At 33.9% G+C, this 20,428-nt stretch carries 21 protein-coding genes and 1 pseudogene; 7 read left to right on the top strand and 15 right to left on the bottom strand.

Going from position 1 to position 20,428, the window contains the following annotated elements; translation table 11 throughout:
• Nucleotides 1-125: 125 nt before the first annotated feature.
• Nucleotides 126-251, top strand: a pseudogene (locus A9G38_RS11865) (IS5/IS1182 family transposase); the annotation flags it as partial.
• Nucleotides 252-365: 114 nt separating this feature from the next.
• Here A9G38_RS11865 and A9G38_RS11315 read toward each other — a convergent pair.
• The 4 genes from A9G38_RS11315 to A9G38_RS11300 all read right to left on the bottom strand — a co-directional run bounded on the left by A9G38_RS11315 (nucleotide 366) and on the right by A9G38_RS11300 (nucleotide 2,945).
• Nucleotides 366-1,052: a hypothetical protein gene (locus tag A9G38_RS11315; protein ID WP_034913987.1), complete on the bottom strand. Its 687-nt coding sequence runs from the start codon at nucleotides 1,050-1,052 to the stop codon at nucleotides 366-368.
• Nucleotides 1,053-1,115: 63 nt separating this feature from the next.
• Nucleotides 1,116-1,442: a hypothetical protein gene (locus A9G38_RS11310; protein ID WP_034913991.1), complete on the bottom strand. Its 327-nt coding sequence runs from the start codon at nucleotides 1,440-1,442 to the stop codon at nucleotides 1,116-1,118.
• Nucleotides 1,443-1,459: 17 nt separating this feature from the next.
• A complete protein-coding gene (locus A9G38_RS11305; RefSeq protein ID WP_034913994.1) occupies nucleotides 1,460-1,768 on the bottom strand; it encodes a hypothetical protein in 309 nt (102 codons plus the stop codon).
• 208 nt (nucleotides 1,769-1,976) lie between these two features.
• Nucleotides 1,977-2,945 carry a helix-turn-helix transcriptional regulator gene (locus tag A9G38_RS11300; protein WP_034913998.1) on the bottom strand — a complete coding sequence of 323 codons (969 nt, stop codon included), beginning with the start codon at nucleotides 2,943-2,945 and terminating at the stop codon, nucleotides 1,977-1,979.
• A gap of 89 nt (nucleotides 2,946-3,034) precedes the next feature.
• On the opposite strand from A9G38_RS11300, the gene radC reads away from it, so the two are divergent.
• Complete coding sequence (gene radC / locus A9G38_RS11295) at nucleotides 3,035-3,508, top strand: RadC family protein (RefSeq protein WP_051634277.1); 474 nt, start codon at nucleotides 3,035-3,037, stop codon at nucleotides 3,506-3,508.
• Nucleotides 3,509-3,652: 144 nt separating this feature from the next.
• Nucleotides 3,653-4,057, top strand: coding sequence for a helix-turn-helix domain-containing protein (locus A9G38_RS11290; protein ID WP_034914001.1), 405 nt, complete (start codon nucleotides 3,653-3,655; stop codon nucleotides 4,055-4,057).
• 446 nt (nucleotides 4,058-4,503) lie between these two features.
• Here A9G38_RS11290 and ilvA read toward each other — a convergent pair whose 3' ends face one another.
• The 5 genes from ilvA to ilvG form a co-directional block, all read right to left on the bottom strand.
• Nucleotides 4,504-6,045: a threonine ammonia-lyase, biosynthetic gene (gene ilvA / locus A9G38_RS11285; RefSeq protein WP_034914005.1), complete on the bottom strand. Its 1,542-nt coding sequence runs from the start codon at nucleotides 6,043-6,045 to the stop codon at nucleotides 4,504-4,506.
• 2 nt (nucleotides 6,046-6,047) lie between these two features.
• Nucleotides 6,048-7,898, bottom strand: a complete 1,851-nt coding sequence (gene ilvD, locus A9G38_RS11280) for a dihydroxy-acid dehydratase (RefSeq protein ID WP_034914009.1) — start codon at nucleotides 7,896-7,898, stop codon at nucleotides 6,048-6,050.
• Nucleotides 7,899-8,014: 116 nt separating this feature from the next.
• The gene (locus tag A9G38_RS11275) at nucleotides 8,015-8,944 is read right to left on the bottom strand and encodes a branched-chain amino acid transaminase (RefSeq protein ID WP_034914012.1); all 930 of its coding nucleotides are present in this window, start codon (nucleotides 8,942-8,944) and stop codon (nucleotides 8,015-8,017) included.
• A gap of 167 nt (nucleotides 8,945-9,111) precedes the next feature.
• Nucleotides 9,112-9,342, bottom strand: a complete 231-nt coding sequence (gene ilvM, locus A9G38_RS11270) for an acetolactate synthase 2 small subunit (protein ID WP_034914016.1) — start codon at nucleotides 9,340-9,342, stop codon at nucleotides 9,112-9,114.
• Nucleotides 9,343-9,345: 3 nt separating this feature from the next.
• Nucleotides 9,346-11,022, bottom strand: coding sequence for an acetolactate synthase 2 catalytic subunit (gene ilvG, locus A9G38_RS11265; protein WP_034914019.1), 1,677 nt, complete (start codon nucleotides 11,020-11,022; stop codon nucleotides 9,346-9,348).
• A gap of 1,115 nt (nucleotides 11,023-12,137) precedes the next feature.
• Here ilvG and A9G38_RS11255 point away from each other — a divergent pair.
• The 4 genes from A9G38_RS11255 to A9G38_RS11240 all read left to right on the top strand — a co-directional run bounded on the left by A9G38_RS11255 (nucleotide 12,138) and on the right by A9G38_RS11240 (nucleotide 15,203).
• Nucleotides 12,138-13,025, top strand: a complete 888-nt coding sequence (locus tag A9G38_RS11255; RefSeq protein ID WP_034914023.1) for an SDR family oxidoreductase — start codon at nucleotides 12,138-12,140, stop codon at nucleotides 13,023-13,025.
• A gap of 135 nt (nucleotides 13,026-13,160) precedes the next feature.
• Nucleotides 13,161-13,823, top strand: coding sequence for a hypothetical protein (locus A9G38_RS11250; RefSeq protein ID WP_141671210.1), 663 nt, complete (start codon nucleotides 13,161-13,163; stop codon nucleotides 13,821-13,823).
• A 213-nt stretch (nucleotides 13,824-14,036) separates the two neighbouring features.
• A complete protein-coding gene (locus A9G38_RS11245) occupies nucleotides 14,037-14,564 on the top strand; it encodes a hypothetical protein (protein ID WP_051634279.1) in 528 nt (175 codons plus the stop codon).
• 198 nt (nucleotides 14,565-14,762) lie between these two features.
• Nucleotides 14,763-15,203, top strand: coding sequence for a hypothetical protein (locus tag A9G38_RS11240; protein ID WP_034914029.1), 441 nt, complete (start codon nucleotides 14,763-14,765; stop codon nucleotides 15,201-15,203).
• A 75-nt stretch (nucleotides 15,204-15,278) separates the two neighbouring features.
• Here A9G38_RS11240 and A9G38_RS11235 read toward each other — a convergent pair whose 3' ends face one another.
• The 6 genes from A9G38_RS11235 to A9G38_RS11210 form a co-directional block, all read right to left on the bottom strand.
• A complete protein-coding gene (locus A9G38_RS11235; RefSeq protein ID WP_051634280.1) occupies nucleotides 15,279-16,520 on the bottom strand; it encodes an MFS transporter in 1,242 nt (413 codons plus the stop codon).
• A gap of 183 nt (nucleotides 16,521-16,703) precedes the next feature.
• Nucleotides 16,704-17,816, bottom strand: a complete 1,113-nt coding sequence (locus A9G38_RS11230; RefSeq protein WP_034914033.1) for a ribosomal protein uL16 3-hydroxylase — start codon at nucleotides 17,814-17,816, stop codon at nucleotides 16,704-16,706.
• On the bottom strand, nucleotides 17,806-18,591 hold the full coding sequence (locus tag A9G38_RS11225; RefSeq protein ID WP_034914038.1) for a YchF/TatD family DNA exonuclease: 786 nt from the start codon (nucleotides 18,589-18,591) through the stop codon (nucleotides 17,806-17,808). The genes A9G38_RS11230 and A9G38_RS11225 overlap by 11 nt, the downstream gene beginning before the upstream one ends.
• A gap of 22 nt (nucleotides 18,592-18,613) precedes the next feature.
• Entirely contained in the window at nucleotides 18,614-19,783 is a 1,170-nt protein-coding gene (gene lapB, locus A9G38_RS11220) for a lipopolysaccharide assembly protein LapB (protein WP_034914041.1), read from the bottom strand.
• A 12-nt stretch (nucleotides 19,784-19,795) separates the two neighbouring features.
• Nucleotides 19,796-20,101: a LapA family protein gene (locus A9G38_RS11215; RefSeq protein ID WP_034914045.1), complete on the bottom strand. Its 306-nt coding sequence runs from the start codon at nucleotides 20,099-20,101 to the stop codon at nucleotides 19,796-19,798.
• 132 nt (nucleotides 20,102-20,233) lie between these two features.
• Nucleotides 20,234-20,428, bottom strand: a 195-nt coding sequence (locus tag A9G38_RS11210; RefSeq protein WP_141671338.1) for a transposase, incomplete at its 5' end; no start/stop codon positions are given.

The following is a 20,428-nucleotide window of genomic DNA, read 5'->3' as shown; positions in this document are numbered from 1 at the left end:
CGTTAGTAAAGCTACGTTTTGCTCTTCGTGATGAATCGATTGCCATTGTTGTTACCTTCTCTTATTTTTAGTTTATCATAACAATGACCTTATAAAACTGGTACTAATTAGTGTAGCCGATCCACGAGAATGCCTTTGCTAGAATCAAGCAATATCGTTCAATATCAACTAGATACGATAAGTTAGAAAGGAATTATGCCAGTATGGTATCACTGGCATTTATGTTAATGTGGCTGCCAATGTATTGTTGAGTAATTTATGTACAGCAAAGATCAACAGCCCCTAGTTATTGTAAAAAATAATTAAGGGTACCAATATGTAAAATATTTGGGTACCCATAAATAGGTTTGGGTCAGAAAAGAATATTAAAAATCTTCATTTGATTGATTTTGAAAGTTTATAAGTTGTTTTTTAGGCAATGTAAAATTTACACCTAAACGGATATTATCATCTTCATCAGATATAACAATGAGCTCTGCTTGTCTTGCTGTATCAGGTATTCGGTGAAGTAATGACATATAATTATTGGCTTTGCCAAAAACACCTTGTAGAGAATCATTGCTGATAGCTATAATATTTAACGATGTAGAATGAGAAATAGCATCTAGCCAAAATTCTTCAAAAGCTTTTTGAGTAGCATTTTGATCTTTTTCTTTTATGATAGATACAAAGTCAACATTGTTAGAATCATCTGTAGCATAAACAATAGAAAAGTTCTTGCTTATCGCAGTCAGTAATGTTCCTAATTTATTACCGTTATCGTCTGAATCTGTTTCAAGATAAACAGATTCTAAAAGATTATTTTGGTTAAAAATCAGTACCATTGTCCATTGAAAACCGAGAAAGCTTTGGTTGTAACTTATCAGCTGATTTTGATCGTCAGGATCTAGTTCAGTGCTATATTGCTGCATTACTTCATTTTTAGGCATATTGTAATACAAATTTTTGTATAAAGGTGTTTTGGTTGAAGAATAGGAGGTATCAGCACCAACGGTAAGAGTAGTAAAAATTAGCCAACAAAAAACTAATAAGTGGCGTAAGTTATTTTTCATATTATTCCTTTCAGCATAATATTTAATAAACCGATAAGATCCTAAGTAGGATCTTATTCATAATTATTCAACAAAAATTGCAAATATTCGAGTGATAACTGTTAAACTTACAAATATTAATGATATGATTTTCCATACATTTTTATTATTATCATTGGTTGTGTTATAGACAGCGAATAACGTGGCTATTGACCAAATGATAATCAAAATATTGCCATTAAATAATCCTGAACTTGTACGTGTAAACATATCAACAATTGTAATAACAACGACAGGAAGAAACCAAAACAACCAAAATGTTTTTGCAAGTCCATATTCTCCTTTAATATATTTAATGTGTGAAGACATGCTTTTATTTTGTTGTTCTTTTATTTTATCTAGTAATGACATGCTATACTCCTTTTTTATTAGTTAACAATTTGAACAAAAAATTGGTTTTTATTTTTTTTGTCTAAAAATACAGAATATTTAACAGGGAATGCTCCATTACCACCAAAAGAAACGTTTGCTTGGCATAAGTATCTCTTTTGTTCTTTATCTTCGTTAAGTGTTAATTGATCGCTAATGTTAATAAAAGAAAGTTGACCGCCACCTTGTTTTGCCATTATTTGGTTCAATAGCTTTTTTGTATCTTTGCTATCACAGCTAGGCGGCATACCATCCCCACAACCTGTTAAAAAAAGCCCTAATATTAATATAGATAGTAATTTCTTCATCGTTTTTCCTTTTTTATGAATGTTAAAAATTCAATTGTAGACTAGTTATCTTAATAAGTCTATAATTGGAATTAAATTAACAAAAAATCTATTAATGGATTTTTTGTTGATGATTAGTTTGATTATATTAATAATGATATATGTCAAAATTTGACATAGAAAAGATAATTTTTACTATTGAGTAGTATATTTATTTGAGGTGTTTTTGTTATTCTTCATCAAACCAATTCCAAAAATCAACGGGTTTAATAACTTCCACCATATTGCCCCACATATAGAGATACCAAGACATTTCAAGGGCACCGCCTGCTTTAAATTTAACGGTTATTGATTTGTCTTTATTTTCTATCATAGTTTGAGTTGGGTGGAAGATATAATGTCTAACTTCTTTTGCTACTTCAGGACTAAAACGCCACTCCACATCGAAAGGTTCCTCTTTAAAGGCTCCGAACATATCTTGACAGTAATCAGTTAAATTAAATGAATCGGGGATTGTATAACTAAGTTCTAAAATATTAATCTGTTCTATATTATGCAAAATAAAATGATGGATCTGTTGGCCATAATAGTTATCACTGTGTCTTGCTAAAAGGTAATGATTTCGTTCACTATATAAAATTCCATAAGGCTCTAATGTGTTGTGGCTGTATTTACCGCTATTTTTGTTGTAGTACTTTATTTTTATTTGTTTTTTATTAAGCAAAGCTGTTCGTAATGCATTGAGTATTTCTGCATTTAAATGAAACTGAGGACCAGGGCGAAAAGCTAATCCTTCAATTTTCAATAATGCTTCTGTTTCATCTTCAAGGCTTCTTTTACGTTTTTTAGATTGTAATAAACTTTTAATCTTTGTTTCTAAACTAACTAGTGATTTGGCTTGCTCGTGTAAATTATGTTGCTCTAAAAAATTCACACTAGCCTGCAAGGCAGAAAGCTCTTGTGGGGAAAAAGTAAAAAGTGCATTTATCTGTTGAGATGAAATCCGCCATCGCTTGCAGCGTCCGTCTGTTGAATACTCTTCCATATTTGGAAAATAATCACGCAACCCTGCACACATTCGTTGTGCTGTTCGTAGTGATACGTTATAACGCCGTTGAATCTCATCTAATGATAATCCCTCAGCACTATTTTGTAATTCGAAAGCAAGATCAAACAAATCCCATGATTTTTCGTACATTTTTATTTTCCTACTCAAATATTAAACATGACAAAATCTGTCATTATTTTATATTAAGATAAACAATAATAATAACAAAGTAGATATTTATGATGATAATCAGTCAAAAAGAGTTAGCTATAATTGATCAAGCAAAAAAAATCATGAAAAAATATATACAAGTAGGGAAAAAGATATCCACAATAGATCATATTAAGGATTATTTTATATTTCATTTAGGATTATATGATTATGAAGCGTTTTGTGTTTTGTATTTAAATAGTCAAAATAGAATTATTGCACTAGAGGAGCTATTTCGTGGCACAATTAATGAGTCAAGTGTTTATCCTCGAGAAATTGTAAAGCAAGTATTATATTATCAAGCAACGGCCATTATTTTGGTTCACAATCATCCAAGTGGCGATAAAGAGCCTAGTTTATTGGATATTTTATTAACCTCTAAAATTAAAAATGCATTAGCGTTGATCGATGTTGTTGTATTAGATCATTTGATTGTTGCTAGAGATAACGTTATTTCAATAAAGGAAAATACAAAATATAACTCAATGAATCTGTTTAATTGATATTTAGCTGATTATCTGACGATTAAAATGCCAAAAAATCTATTAATGGAATTTATTTGTTTTTTTAATCCTAAAAAGGTATTTAATTATTATTTTAATCTCAGACAATGATAGCCATGATTTTTTATATTAGATATTCTCAACATGGTAAAACTAGCAGCGTCAAATACAGATAGAATAGTAGGTAAACGAATACAACAGCGTCGTAAAGAAATGGATTTGACCGTTGCTCAACTTTCCGAAAAAATCAACTTATCTCCGCAACAATTAGCGCGTTATGAACGAGGTGAAAATAAAATTAACTTCGATCATTTTGTTAAAATTGCAGAGCACCTAAAAACACCAATAAGTTGGTTTTTTATTGATTTTGATACCTATCCTAACGGTTTGGTATTAAATAATAAAATAGGGGAACAGCAACAAAGTTATGAAATGAAATTTACCGACAAACAACATAATGACCTTGATGCTCGTTTATTGCAACACTGGCGAGTATTATCTATAGAACAGAAACGAGCATTCATACTATTTTTAGATACCTTAAAATAAATCTAAAAAATATACTAAAACAATGAAATTCCCCCTTAAAAGTTACCGTACGCTAACAAATTTTTAAAATTAATTAACTTTATTATTCAATAGGCTATAGCCTTGACGTTTTTACAGTAATTTTTACCATCGATGCTGCTATTGTTATTGCTGTGTACAAATATTAATGGTAAGTAAAACCAATACTATTTATACGTAGTATTCTGTATTTAATATTTGATGAGGGAAAACAAAAGCAATAATCTCTGCATTATTGGCTATAAAGTTATCTGGTGTAGTATTACAACGCCATCAACCAATACATAGGAGCATATAGAAGACAAAGTCTGCGATTCTTGCGCTTTTGCAACTGAGTAGCAAAAGCGCTTTTCTAAAAAATAAAACTTACTACAACAAAAAAGTACTCTTCGCTAATCCACCTTATAGGTGAATAGTTGTTACTAATTTTAACCTTGATTGGTTAAAAACAGTTTAAGCGATGGATTATGTGTTTCGTTGTGGAAACCATAACCGAGTTCAGTTAAGTGTTGATTAAACTGGTTAAGGGTTGATTCGTCGATTTCAAACGCGGCAAGTACACGACCATAATCGGTACCGTGGCTACGATAGTGGAACATTGATATGTTCCAATTAGTCCCTAACGTTTGTAAGAATTTATGCAACGCTCCTTGCGATTCAGGGAACTCAAAACTGTATACTTGTTCTTGAAGCGGTTTGCAAGGTTTGCCACCAATCATGTAGCGTACATGTAGTTTTGCCATTTCGTCTTCGGTTAGATCTACAACCGGGTATTTTGCAGCAGCAAGTTCTTGCATAATTTCATCTTTTTCTTCACTTTTTGAGATTTTTATTCCCACAAAAATACAAGCAGATTTTTCATCATGATAGCGGTAATTAAATTCGGTTACTGCGCGTCCACCTAATAGCTGACAAAAACTTAAAAAACTGCCTTTCTTTTCTGGAATGGTGACTGCTAATAGCGCTTCACGTTTTTCGCCTAATTCACAGCGTTCTGATACATAGCGCAAGCTGTGGAAGTTTAAATTAGCGCCTGACAGTATATGAGCAAGTTTTTCACCACAAATGTTATGCTGATCGATATATTTTTTTAGTCCAGCTAATGCTACTGCGCCAGATGGTTCAGCTACTGCACGTACATCGTCAAATAAGTCTTTCACTGCCGCACAAATTTCGTCGCTATTCACGGTAATAATATCATCAATATATTGTTGGCAAAGTCTGAATGTTTCATCGCCAATTCGTTTGACAGCAACGCCTTCAGCAAAGAGTCCGACACGCTCTAAATCAACAGGGTGACCTGCATCTAATGCAGCTTTTAAGCAAGCTGAGTCTTTAGGCTCAACTGCAATAACTTTGATTGATGGCATGATTTGTTTGATTAACACTGCAATGCCTGCGGCAAGCCCACCACCACCAACAGGTACAAAGATTCGGTCGAGTTTAGCATTTTGTTGTAATAGTTCCATAGCAATACTGCCTTGCCCAGCAATTACTAATGGATGATCAAATGGTGGAATAAAGATGCGATTTTGTTCTTTAGCTAGTTCCATTGCTTTGGCTTTGGCTTCGTCAAAGTTGGCACCATAAAGTAATACTTCACCACCAAAACTTTTTACAGCTTCAACTTTGATATCGGCAGTTGTTAGTGGCATAACAATTAAAGAACTGATGCCTAATTTTGTAGCCGAAAAAGCCACTCCTTGCGCATGGTTGCCAGCCGACGCGGCAATAACGCCGCATTTGCGTTCTTCTTCACTTAAGCTGGCTATCATGGCTTGTGCTCCACGGATTTTGAAGCTGTGGACGAGTTGGCGGTCTTCGCGTTTGACAAAAACTTGATTGTGTATTCTTGCCGATATTTTTTCCATTTTTTCAAGTGGAGTTACTTCTGCTACATCGTATACGGCGCTACAAAGTGTTGCTTTTAAATAATCTGCACCGGTAAGTTGAGTATTTTCTTGTTTCACAATTAGCCACCTAATTTACTTTTATCTCGTACGGCACCTTTGTCTGCGCTTGTTGCTAAACTGGCGTAAGCTTTAAGCGCAAATGAGACGTAACGATCTCTATTATGAGGCGTAAATGCTTTTTCACCTCGTTCTAGTTCTGCAACTCGTCGACGTTCAAGTTCAGAAGTTGGGACATCTAGTACTAATTTACGATTTGGGATATCAATATCAATAATATCACCATCACGAACAAGACCTATAACGCCGCCATTTGCTGCTTCAGGAGAAATATGACCAATCGATAAGCCAGAGGAACCACCAGAAAATCGTCCATCTGTTATCAATGCACATTTTTTGCCTAACCCCATGGATTTTAAATAACTGGTTGGGTAGAGCATCTCTTGCATACCCGGTCCACCTTTTGGTCCTTCATAAATGATGACAACGACATCACCTTCAACTACTTTGCCTCCTAATATGCCATCAACAGCATCTTCTTGGCTTTCAAATACTTTTGCTGGGCCTCGGAAAATTAAATTTTCAGCAGCAACGCCTGCGGTTTTAACAATTGCGCCATCTTGTGCCACATTACCATAGAGTGTTGCAAGTCCACCGTCTTGACTATAGGCGTGAGCTTTATCACGAATACAACCATTTACACGGTCATCGTCAAGTGAATCCCAATAGCAATCTTGTGAAAAAGCTTTAGTGGTGCGAATGCCTGCAGGTCCACTACGATACATTTTTTTTACTGCTTCGTCGGTAGTTTGAGTTATGTCGTATTTGGTGAAAGTTTCTTGTAATGTTAGTCCTAGAACATTGTGTACATTGCGATTTAGTAATCCTGCTTTATCTAGTTCTGACATAATTGACACAACACCACCAGCTCGATGAACATCTTCCATATGATATTGTGCTGTACTTGGCGCTACTTTACATAAATGTGGGACTTTTCGCGATAATCTATCTATATCTGACATGGTAAAGTCGATTTCGCCTTCTTGTGCAGTAGCTAACAAATGTAATACGGTATTGGTCGAGCCACCCATAGCAATGTCTAATGACATAGCATTTTCATATGCCGCTTTTGTTGCAATTGAACGAGGCAGGTAAGATACATCATCATGTTCATAATAACGTTTGGTGATTTCAACAATGCGTTTAGCTGCGTTTAAAAAGAGTTGTTCACGTTGTTTGTGAGTGGCAATAAGTGAACCATTGCCCGGTAATGAAAGTCCTAATGCTTCAGTTAAGCAGTTCATTGAGTTAGCTGTAAACATGCCTGAGCAAGAACCACAAGTAGGGCAAGCTGATTCTTCGATGGCTTTGCTATCTGCGTCGCTAACATTTGGGTTAGCGCTTTGAATCATTGCGTCAACTAAGTCTAATTTAATGATTTGGTCAGATAGTTTGGTTTTGCCTGCTTCCATCGGTCCACCTGAAACAAAAATGGTTGGGATATTTAAACGAAGCGAAGCCATTAGCATTCCCGGTGTGATTTTGTCGCAGTTAGAAATACAGATCATGGCGTCGGCACAGTGTGCATTAACCATATACTCGACAGAATCAGCAATGAGTTCTCTTGAAGGAAGTGAGTAAAGCATTCCACCATGTCCCATGGCAATACCATCATCAACTGCGATTGTATTGAACTCTTTGGCAATGCCACCCGATGCTTCAATTTGTTTGGCAACTAGCTGTCCAATGTCTTTTAGGTGGACATGTCCTGGTACAAATTGTGTGAATGAGTTAACCACCGCAATGATGGGTTTACCAAAGTCTTCATTTTTAACGCCAGTTGCACGCCATAATGCGCGTGCACCAGCCATGTTTCTACCCTCGATCGAGGTTGCTGAACGATATTTAGGCATTTCCTGCTCCCAATTTTATGCAAGTAACCGTGTTTAACGGTTTGTAGTTTTTAATATTAATCACCAAGTTAAAAAGTTATCCGCCAACATAGTTGGCGGATTTTTGATTTTATTTATTATTTAACAAGATCTAACCAATCATATTTATCTTCAGTTTTACCATTAAATAAACCAAAGAATGTTTGTTGGATTTGTTTGGTGATTGGACCACAACGGCCAATGCCAACTTGGATGCGGTCAACACTGCGCACAGGTGTAATTTCCGCTGCAGTACCTGTCATAAAGACTTCATCGGCTAGATAAAGTGATTCGCGTGATAGTGTTTGTTCTCGTACTTCAATACCAATATCAAGTGCTAGTGTTAATACTGCATCACGTGTAATACCTGGTAGCGCCGATGACGATAAAACCGGAGTGTATAAAATGCCATCTTTAATAATAAAGAGATTTTCACCAGCACCTTCAGATAAGTGACCATGAACATCTAACGCAATACCTTCTTGGAAGCCATTTGCTCTCGCTTCAGAACCAATTAATAACGATGATAAATAGTTACCACCTGCTTTAGCAGCGGCTGGAATTGTATTTGATGCAACCCGATGCCAAGATGAGACCATTGCATCAATACCTTGGTCTAATGCTTCTTCGCCTAGATAAGCTCCCCATGGAAATGCCGCTATCATGACATCAGTTTTATATCCAGCAGGTGGGTTTACTCCCATACCGACATCACCAATAAAGACTAATGGGCGAATATAAGCGCTTTTTAAATTATTTTTTTTGATAGTTTGGCGTGTAGCTTCCATGATTTCATCAAGAGAATAAGGTACAGGGAAACGATAAATTTTTGCTGAATTTAACAGCCTTTGAGCATGTTCTTTGTGGCGAAAAATGGCAGGACCTTTATGGGTATCGTAACAACGTACACCTTCAAATACCGAAGTTCCATAATGTAAAGCATGTGACATTACATGAACTTTTGCATCTGCCCATGGAACCATTTCACCATTCAACCAAATATAATCAGATTTTGCTGTAGAACCCATTTTGTTTCCCTCTTTATTTTTTAATTTGTTAAGTATGTACTTCGCTTTCGGTATTTTTGCTTTAACGGTCAAGCATTATACTATACTTATTTGTTTATTTAACTGTTAAATTGTTTGTTATTTTTAATTTAACTTATTATTTAATAATAAATTGTTTGAAATTGTTATTATTCAATCACTATTACATCTTCTAATTTTGCTACTTGATTTTGTAGTGTCGAAAACGATCTTTCAGTGGTTAATATTAATGTCATAATTAGTATGTTGTTTTCAATTGTTTGCATTTGCATTGATTTAATATGTCCACCCCGATGACGGATAATGCGTAATATACGTTCAAGTGCCCCCAATTTGTCATAAGCTTTTATTACTAATTGGTATTGTGTTTGTTCGTTCATTGCTTACTCCTTACAACTTCTATCTAGCATGTTTTCGTTTGCTGCTCCAGGTGGTACCAGTGGCCATACGTTTTCTAATTCATCTATGCATACATGTAAAAGATAAGCTCCTTTTGAATTGAATAAGTTATCGAGTGCAGCATCGATTTGTGACTTTTTGTTGATAGTTTGCCCAGATATATCAAATGCTTTGGCTAGCATTAAAAAGTCGGGATTATCTGATAAATTTGTTTCGCTGTATCTTTCGTTAAAAAATAATTCTTGCCATTGGCGAACCATACCTAGGCGTTGGTTATCAATTAATACGATTTTTATTGGCAATTTTTTACGTTTTATAGTGGTTAATTCTTGGACATTCATCATGAAAGATCCATCACCTGATATACATATTACACAGTCATTGGGTCTTGCCATTTGTGCGCCAACGGCAGATGGTAAACCAAATCCCATTGTGCCAAGCCCACTTGATGTAATGAAGTTTTGAGGGTGATTAAAGCACATATGTTGTGCTGTCCACATTTGGTGTTGTCCCACATCGGTAGTGACAATAGTATTAGCTGATTTTCGCTCAGAGATAGTTTTTAATAAAGTTGGCGCATAAATAGCTTCACCAGGGTGATCATAGCGAGTTGGGTGTTGTGCTTTTAGTTGATTAATTTTTTTATGCCAGTTATCAATTGAAACTGTTTGATTTAGTAGTGGTAAAACTTGCTTTATATCGCCTTGTAATCCTAAATGGCTTTGGCGTAATTTGTTGATTTCAGCTTGATCGATATCAATATGAAGTACTTTAGCATGTCGTGCAAATTCATTAAGATTGCCGGTAACCCTGTCATCAAATCGTACTCCTAGGGCAATTAGTAGGTCACACTCTTGCACTGCTAAATTGGCTGCTTTTGCTCCATGCATGCCGACTAATCCTAAATAATAGGGATTATTAATATCGGCAACACCAAGCCCTTTTAATGTTGATACACTTGGAATTTGTGTTAATTCCATAAAGTTTCTAAGTTCGGATATTGCGCCTGAAAGTCCAACACCTCCACCAATGTAAAGCATTGGTTTTTGGGCTTGGGTGATCATTTGTTTGGCTTGTTTTATATCATCAGGCAAGATTGGGTATAGTTGAGTTTTATTCTGTGCAATTTTTAATGAGGATGGTGTTAAATAGTTATGATAATCTAGGTTTGCAAGCTGTATATCTTTGGGAACATCAATTAATATTGGTCCAGGTCTTCCCGAATTGGCTAAGTTAAACGCCTCTTCTAATATATTGGGTAAATCGTGTGCATCATCTATTAAATAACTGTGTTTGGTGCAAGCTAGAGATAATCCCAAAACATCAACTTCTTGAAAGGCATCTGTACCAATAAGTTTGGTTGGTACTTGACCCGTTATAGCAACAATCGGCACTGAATCAATCAAAGCATCAGCAAGACCTGTAATGATATTTGTTGCACCAGGACCCGAGGTGGCAATGCAAACACCAGTTTTTCCTGTTGCACGAGCGTAACCAATAGCCGCCATGGCAGCACCTTGTTCATGACGACATAGTACATGTTCAATACCCCCGTCATAAAGTGCATCGTATAGAGGCATAATTTGTCCACCAGGATATCCAAAAACGGTGGTTACACCTTTTTCTTTTAAGGTTTTTACTATCCACTGTGTTCCTAACATTTATTCCTCGCTTGTACTTTACTTGTCCATTAACCATAAAAAAACCCCCGCTTTTGGGGAGCGGGGGTTTTCTGATTTATGTATAAACATATTTTTTATTCAAAAACGCCCCCGCGCAGGAATAATGACTACGCTGACAATGATATTGATGAGGACGATTTTGAGTGAAAATTTCATAATGTTGGATGATTAACTTTTTATCATTTTTTAAAATATTTTTAACAAAATACTCGTTTTTAAAAAAAGTGCAACAGTTTTTTATTGCTTTTGCTATTTAGCACAAATAGTTTGTGAAAAAGTTTCAGGAAACACTGTGTTTTAGTATAAAAATATCGGTTTTAATAGTTTGGTCTGATGTTTTTGCAATGTCAGTGTATAAAAAATAAATATAAGTAATATAAAGAAATATCAAATAATTAAAAAAAGATATCAGTATGGAAATATTGCAACTAATTATTTTTGTTATTTTTAAATTGGTTTTAATAAACTTTGATAACGCTAAAAAACTTCACAAGATACGTCTACCGCGGATTTGGAAAATGGTGATCTTAATGATTCTCAAAGTTCAGTCAATGATCCAATCCTTCAAAAATTACTTAACGCATATTGTGAAAATAGTAATGAGATGAATGAGCTTAAAAAATTTTCTAAATGGTGTTAACTATCACTACAATATAAATAATAAAAAAATTATAATAATTTATCTAAAATCAATATGTTGTAAATAAAAGCAATCTGTTTTTTAAATTTTCTTTTACTAGCTTCGTATATGTTAATTTGATACACTTAGTTCAGTGCAAGATTATGCAATATTTAAGGTTTCGGCTTTACTAATTTCAATGACCTCACCAAGCCAATCATAGAAAGCCGCCTTTGTTTATTATTAGCCTCAGTTTTTGTTTGTTTAAAAATCTTTGGGGATGATATTGAGCAATGCTATTAAGTTTAAAAAAGAATATTCTAATTTTTGTTGTCAGTAAATATAATTTATTGAATTAATTAGTTATTTTAAAGATTAAAATAGGTTTATCAATAGGATTTTGTGATTATTAATTGATTTTATTTAAGTTATATTGAATTTGTTTTCAAATACATGTTTAACTTAGGAGAAAATTATGAGCAAACAAATCTATAATCCACTTACCAAATATCATCATGATAAGTTCCCAAAACAAACACAAGTTGCACCAGCTTTACAGTGTGAAATGACCCCAACCCCTGATTGTGGTGAAAAAAGCTATCAAGGCCATGGACGCCTAGAAGGACGTAAAATGCTTGTTACTGGTGGCGATTCTGGTATTGGTCGAGCGGCAGCGATTGCTTATGCTAAAGAAGGTGCGGATGTAGCAATAAATTACCTTCCTTTCGAGCAAAAAGACGCGGAAGATGTTGCTAAGGTTATTCAAGCGGCTGGGCGCAAAGCTGTATTGATCCCCGGTGATTTGAGTGACGAGACTTTTTGTAAAAAATTAGTTGAAGAGGCACACCATCAATTAGATGGATTGGATAATTTGACACTGGTTGCTGGTAAGCAGGTTGCTGTTGAAGATATTATGGAACTTACTACCGAGCAAATTAAGAAAACCTTTGAAGTTAATGTGTTTTCGCTTTTTTGGTTAACTAAAGCGGCTTTAGGTTACTTAAAACCAGGATCAACCATTATTACAACTTCATCTGTTCAGGCTTATCAACCTAGCAGTAATTTATTAGATTATGCTTCAACTAAAACAGCTATTATCGCATTTACACGTGGATTAGCTAAACAATTAGGTCATAAAGGTATTCGTGTAAATTCTGTTGCCCCAGGTCCAGTTTGGACACCATTACAAATTTGTGGTGGTCAACCAAGTGACGCTATTCCTGAATTTGGTAAACAAACTCCTTTACAACGAGCTGGTCAACCTGTTGAACTTGCTGGTGTTTATGTGCACTTAGCATCTGAAGAATCAAGTTATACAACTGGCGAAACTTATGGTGTTACAGGCGGTATGCATATTAACTAATTGATATTTGTTATAGTAAAAGAGTTTATTTAAACTCTTTTACTATTAACATTAGATAAAATTAACTTTTAAAATAAAATAGTTGTTATGAGTTAATTCATGGTAGTCAAAAAATTAAATAAAAAAGGAATAAAAATGAAACTTTTTAAAGTGATCACTTTAGTAGTGTTAGGGCTTTTTTTAGTCAATTGTGATAATTCAAAATCAAAAACTGATGATATTAAACAACAAGCCAAACAAATAAGTTCAGAAGTAAGTGACAAGGCCAATCAAGCAGGTGCAGAAATTAGCGATAAAGCCAATCAATTAAGCTCAGAAATTGGTGATAAGGCTAGCCAATTAAATGCAAAAATTGAGGACCAAGTTAAGCAAGTAAGCTCAGCCATTAGTGATAAAGCTAAAGATTTGTATCAACAAACAAAATCAGAAAAAGATGAGATGCTTAATAAGATTGAAGAAGGTAATTATAATGTTGCTCAAGGTTTGATGATCAAGGCAATTAAAACAAAATTACCTGCAACAATTGATTCAAGTGTAACTTTAGTTGATGTATCGTCAGATGGCAATGTAATTAATTATAAATATATTGTGAATAATATCACTAAAGATACATTACAGGCTAAAACTAGTCAAAAGAGTTTACAAGATAAATTGGTTGAGTTTTATTGTGGTGATGATTCTAGCATGAAGACTTTAAGATTAGTATTCCCTAGAGGAGCTAACCATAATTATTATATCAATGATGATAAGGTATTTTCAGTAGATGTAAAACCAAGTGATTGTGATGATGATGATTAAATATATTTTTATTAATTTGGATAAATAGTTAAATTTTATTAATATAAAAGGGCTGATTGAAGCCCTTTTTATTTTGGACGCTCTTTCTTAATAGAGTTCTTTTACAGCTCTTTTAAAGATTAATTAGTATTATTATTACTGTTTTTGTATTTTTATAGTTTTATCTTTTAAAAGATATCAGGTAGTGATGAATTAGCTTGGGTAGGAATAAACATGAAAGGCATGAAAGTAACATTTGTGATGTTAATGGGAATAATATTATTTGGTTTTAATAATTCAGAAGCAAAAGTTATGGGTACTCAGCGAACTAGTATTCAAGAGAATATGGATATTGTTGAAAGAGGACAAAATATTATTGCTCAATCAACACCTGAAAAAATCAAAGAATTTAATGAGCAAAAAGATGGTGATTATAGTTTTGCTCAAGATTCGGTTGTTGCAGGTATAAAAGAAAAGTTACCCATTGTGATTGATAAATTTACGATGTTCAATGACATATCAAAAGATAACAATAAACTTATTTATAAATATATTATAAAAGGTTTGCCTAAAGATGTGATATTGCTAAAGCAAAATCAGCAATCTGTATTAAACACGATAGTTACTTTATATTGTGGTAATGACCCAAATGTTGAAGCGTTGAAACTCATATTCCCAAATGGAGTAAGTCATAATTATTATCTTGAAAATGAGAAAATTATGTCGTTTGATTTGAAACCGAGTGATTGTGATTCTAAATAACCATTAATCAACTTAAAAAATAGTAGAAATCATCAGCACTAAATGGGTGGGGCTTATTAAAGCTTATTTTTATTTATTTTTTGTTTTAAATTGTAAATTTTTTTATGTACTTTTTTCACTGATATTTTACAATTTATTGACCACTTTTTAAATAAGTGGTCGATATGTAATTTATAAAATTTACTCAAAGGAATAATAATGAAAAGTTTAAAAACAGTGTCAGCAATTTTGATAAGCTTGGTTCTTTGTAGTTGTGATAATTCAAAATCTGATGCTAATAAAGCAGTTGGTGATTCTTCAAAAAATACTGAATTAAGTCGTTTGCAAGAAACTATTATTAACGAAGCAAAAAAAATGCTTCCAGTTAAAGTTGATGCAAAAACTAATTTGATTGATATAACTAAAGATAATGATTTAATTAATTATAAATATGTAATTGATAGTTCAAAAGATGAGTTATCAATTCCTGATACTCAAAAAATGACGACAGAAAGTCTAAAAACACTTTATTGTAGTAATAGCTCACAAGTTAAACAACTTAGGGATGCATTCCCAAATGGTGTTAGTCATAATTATTATATAAATGATGAGCAATTATTTAGTGTTAAATTGACACCAGCTTCTTGTACTGCTAACTAAAGTAGTTTGTTTTAATTTTTGATATAATTTATTAATGTGATATAAAACAGGGTGATTTCCCCTGTTTTTTTTGAGTTATTCTAGTTCTTTACCTTTTGTTTCGGGTATTAAAAATACAAATGCAGCCGCTGATAATAAATAAGCAGCAGACAGTAAAGCTAATGCGTAGCTAATTGAATAAACAGTAGCTAAATATGCAATTAAAACTTGCGATATTCCTGCAATTCCTCGACCTACATTAAAAATAATATTTTCAGCACTTGAACGGGCATCTGTTGGGTAATGTTCAGCAAGTAATGCACCATATCCGCCCATCATGCCATTTACAAAAAAGCCAATTGCTGAACCAAATATGATTAATATAAACATATCAGTTTGATGAAAATAAAACCAAATTGAAACTGCCGAAACGAATAAAAATAGGATATAAGAAGGACGGCGACCAAATTTATCACATAACCAACCAAAAATTAAGATCCCTAATGACATACCAATTGTTGTTGAAATGGTCCAGAACATTGTATTTTTGAATGGCAATTTGAGTTCAGTTGCAATCATATTTGGCATCCAAACCATGAGCCCATAAAAACCAAAATTTTGTACTGCACAGGCAATAGTTAAACCTATTGTAGTTGCTACGGTTCGAGGATTTTTAAATAATTTACCAATGGCTATTTTATTTTTATTTTGAGCTTTTAAATTTTGCCAGATTTCTGGTTCTTTTAGACCTTTACGTGTCCAAGCAACAAATAGAGCTGGCAGTACTCCCATGGCAAAAGCCCAGCGCCAACCATAAATTTCACCAATAAAATTAACGGTTAATGCGGCTAAGATGATACCTACTTGAAAGCCTAATGCTACAATAGATGTTGCTCTTGAGCGTTTATTTTTAGGCCAGCTTTCAGAAACTAGAGTCATACCAATTCCAAATTCACCACCAAGACCAAGTCCACTTAAAAAGCGAAATATTAAAAAGCATTCATAGTTAGGTGAAATTGCACATAACCCGGTGAAAAGAGAAAATATTAAAATAGTCCATGAAAAGACTCTTACTCGACCATATTTATCGGCAAGGATACCAAATAAAATACCACCTAATACTGCGCCAAGTAAGGTTACTGATGTTAAGGTTCCTAAGTCGGCCTTAGTTAGGTTAAAGCTAGTCGAGATTAGACTAAAACATACACCTAAAATCATCATATCCATGCCATCAAGTGCGTAACCGACAGTGGATGCAAAAAGGGTTCTTTTTTGATACGGGGTTGTATGTTCGTTTTCACTTTCTGCTTGCAAGGCTGTGTTTGCTTCAGTTTTCATGTATACCTCTAGTTTTTAAAAATAGATGTTACTTAAAATTTGCGTTTTATGATGTTTAATTTGTGATTAAACGGAGGGTAAATTAAAGCGGGGCAAGTATATACTTAAAACTAGTAAAAAGCCAAGCTTAATGCCCTGAACAGTCGTTTTATCTGCCGATTTTGTTATCGGCAGTTGATTTATTTAATCTTCAGCAAAGTACCAATAACCTTTGTTGACAAGATCAAGCATGACTTTAAGTGTGTTTTTATCCTGCAACTGTTCGTAATATAGTGTTTCATTTTCACAAAGTAGATCTATGATAGGCATTGGTAAGTCAATTTTTTCACCATGAATATAGCCAAAATCACCTACTTTAAAGATTCGAATGCTTAGTACACGGTGTAGCTTTGCACCAGCTTTTAGTAATGATTCAAATTCTTCATAATTGTATGGTGGTTCAACTGGAACAATATTTAGATCGTGCATTGGTAAAGTAATGTGTCTACCAAACCAATCGTTAAATAATGAAGGTGTTTTGATTAGATCAATAATTTGATCTTGTACCTTTGTTAGTTCATAAGGTTGAACGCGATGAGGATCATTAGGTAGCTTTAAATCTGGATCTTGATAATAAATACTAATTGGTAGGTTATCAATGACATAATCAGCAAAGCTACTTAATAGTTGTTGTGATGTTTGTGTCATAAAGCCAACGGAATAACTTAATGATTCACCAATTGATATACCATTATGCGGACAACCTGTTGGAATGTATAGAATGTCGCCTGTGGTGAGCTCTTCGTCAATGATTGGTTGATATTCTTCGACATGTAATAATGCTTTGTGTGCATTAAATTGTTTATAATTTGGATCGCAATTGCCAACTTGCCAACGCCTGCTACCCATGCCTTGAATAATAAATACATCATAATTATCAATATGAGGTCCAACTCCAGCGCCTTGGGTTGCGTAAGAAATCATTAGATCATCAAATTGCCATTGTGGAAGGCATTTAAACGGTTTAAGTAAGGTCGCTGCTTGTTCATGCCAATGGTCAACGGCTTGTACTAGCAAACTCCAATGATCTTCACCTAAGTTATTGAATTGAGTAAATGGTCCGAATTTAGCATCCCAAACACCATCTTTATTAGAAACAATTCGGCTATCAATTTCTTCTTCCATCGCTAAACCAGCTAATTCGTCTGGTGTTATGGGATCAATAAAATTAACAAATGCCTTGCGTAAGATTACCGGTTTTTTTTGCCAAAATTTTCTTAAAAAATCATCCCAATCAATAGTTAATTTATAATTCATTTAATTTTCCTTGAAGATTGAATAACTGGCAAAAATTATGGGTGGTTTTTTGGGCTATATCCTCTAAAGAAACACCTTTTAAAGCAGATAAATATTGCGCAACTACACGAACATAAGCAGGTTGGTTTTCTTTACCTCGATATGGTACGGGAGCAAGATAAGGTGAGTCAGTTTCGATCAAAATACGATCAAGTGGAACATATTTCGCAACTTCCCGTAGAGCCTCGGCATTTTTAAAGGTGATAATTCCTGAAAAGGAAATATAAAAACCAAGATCCAATAATTGTTTTGCTGTTTCGATATCTTCTGTAAAACAGTGCAAAACACCAGAGTGGACATGCTCATTTTTTAAAATTCTTAAAGTGTCATCTTTAGCATTACGTGTATGGACAATAACGGGTTTGCTTAGCTTTCGCCCTAATCGGATATGTTCTTTAAATATAGTTTGTTGTAGTTCTAAGTTGTCTTGTTGGTAGTAATAATCAAGCCCCGTTTCACCAAGTGCAATGACGTTGTCTTCTTGTGCTAAAGTTTGAAAGCGTTCGGCATCGTAGGTTTCGTCATCAAGATTAAGTGGATGAATCCCACATGAGAAAGAGCATTGATTTTGATAAGGTATAAGCTTATGTTTCATCGATTCATAGCCAGATAGTGTTGTTGCCACGCTTAGGCAATGTTTAACGCTATTGTTGATAGCTTCTTGTAAAACATCTTTGATGGATTTAGTACTAAAGTCTAAACTATCTAAATGACAGTGAGAATCAATTAAAAACATAAAAATCTCTTCTTTGTTTATTTTAATGTTGTTCAAAATCACGAACAGGTTTTATTGTTGACCACGAACGGCAAGCCGGGCATAACCAGTAGAGTGAGTTAACTGTGAATCCACATTTCTGGCATCGATAATTGGGTACTGCTTTTATTTGTTCGCCAACCATGTTGCGTAAAAGTAAAAGGCTTTCTTTAGCTTTACCTTGTTCTGCATCAGCAACATGATAATTCATTAATCGATAGAACCCTTTTAAATTAGGGTGTTTCAGTAATTCTCGATACATATAATATTGTGCGGCGTCTAGACCTTTTTCTTTTTCGATAACATCAGCAAGCATTAATTCAGCAACATTACCTGTATCTTGATCGACACATATTTGTAAAAATTCTTGAAATTCATATTGATTATTTAGCTTTAGGTAGCACTCTTTTAATGCAGGTAATGCTTCGCCAATAAAAGCTTTGTCCTGCTGTAATATTTGCTGAAAAGATTTGATAGCTTGCTCTGTTTTGTTTTGTACCATAAGAACTTGCCCCAACATGAGTGAAGTACGAGCACATTTAGTGTCTGCAATTGCTGATTTTTGTAATAGGCTATTGGCTTTATCAAGATCATCATTATCAATCGCTATTGACGCTAATTCACAATAAAATTGTGCAATATCGGTTTTGTATTTTATATTACCAAGTTTAACCAATTTAGTTGCCATGTTGATGGCATTTATCCATTCACTGGTTGATTGATATATGATAATAAGTTGTTGTAATGCATGTTGTTGAAATTCTTCTTCATCAATTAATTGCAAAAATGTCTCTTCAGCACGATCGTAAAAGCCTGCAACCATGTAATCTCTACCTAGTTGTTGAATAGCTAATAGTCTTTGTTCAAATGTTAAAGATGAGCTTTCTAATAGCGCTTGATGAATGCGGATAGCACGATCAACTTCACCCCGAGAGCGGAATAAGTTACCTAATGTTAAATGCGCCTCAAGTGTGCCATCGTCTTCTTTTAACATGTCTAAGAAAAGATCGACAGCTTTGTCTTTTTGATTTGATAAAAGAAAATTCAAACCATCAACATATTCACGAGATAGTCGATTAGATTGATTTAGATGTTTCTGTTTTGCATTTCTGTCACCCATATACCAACCGTATGCGGCGGCAATAGGAAGTAACAAAAATAACAGTTCAAACATAGTAACCTATTCTTAATTAGTTTTAGTTGTGTTTATTTGCTGGTTATTAGCCATGCCTTCATCATATTTTTTTTGTAATTTATTTAGTTTACGTTTTGTTGATGAGTGCTGTAATTTAGATTTTAGAAAGAAAATGCCGGTTAATATCCAACCAACAATAAACCCCGAACCAAATAAAATAGCTAATAAGACTGATAAGCGGGTTTCAGTTTTAGCTACCAAATAATTGAAGGTTACTATTTGATCATTAGCCGATCCTATTGCTATTGAGATGGCAAAGATGATAATTATCAATAAAATTGATATAACAAATTTCATAATGTTGACCTTTCTTTTTTTTGTTTTAGTTAAACTCTTTCGTTTATTATACTCTTCTATTCTTATAATTTCTTTTTGCATTTGGTTAATTAGATTACTAGGGGCTGTTGATCTTTGCTGTACATAAATTACTCAACAATACATTGGCAGCCACATTAACATAAATGCCAGTGATACCATACTGGCATAATTCCTTTCTAACTTATCGTATCTAGTTGATATTGAACGATATTGCTTGATTCTAGCAAAGGCATTCTCGACTAAATGACGATAGCGATAAAGGCACCTATCCATACTGCTTTTATCTATATCCTTACCATAATTACG

The sequence above is a fragment of the Gilliamella sp. Imp1-1 genome (genome assembly GCF_001690415.1).
Taxonomy (GTDB): domain Bacteria; phylum Pseudomonadota; class Gammaproteobacteria; order Enterobacterales; family Orbaceae; genus Gilliamella; species Gilliamella bombi.
Note: the sequence above shows the minus strand (reverse complement) of the source record. Positions and strands in the feature narration are given on the sequence as shown.